The organism is Klebsiella sp. K47 (assembly GCF_051858335.1).
Taxonomy (GTDB): domain Bacteria; phylum Pseudomonadota; class Gammaproteobacteria; order Enterobacterales; family Enterobacteriaceae; genus Klebsiella; species Klebsiella pneumoniae.
This window is the reverse complement of sequence record NZ_JBPYUI010000432.1, coordinates 1-223: the sequence shown is the minus strand read 5'-3', so window position 1 is coordinate 223 and position 223 is coordinate 1. Positions and strand designations below refer to the sequence as shown.

At 44.4% G+C, this 223-nt stretch carries 1 protein-coding gene; it reads right to left on the bottom strand.

Annotation, left to right across the window (positions count from 1 at the left end; genetic code table 11):
- A partial coding sequence (locus RRF55_RS28670; protein WP_439419396.1) for a DUF805 domain-containing protein occupies positions 1–223 on the bottom strand: 223 nt, incomplete at both ends.

Genomic DNA, 223 nt, shown 5'->3' with positions numbered 1-223 from the left:
AGCGCCCACGCACCTGAACGGTCAGTATCGTGCAGACGACGAACACACAGAGCAATGACCGGAATGATTGTTGCTGCCAGGTAAATGAGAGAAAGGAATGGAAACTCTAAACCTAAAATCAATTGAATGACATTGATAATAGCGCCGACGATGGCGTTAATCAGAGTAAACATCCAGTACTCTTTACGACGTGCGCGACCAGAGAAACCAACATAATTTTTTA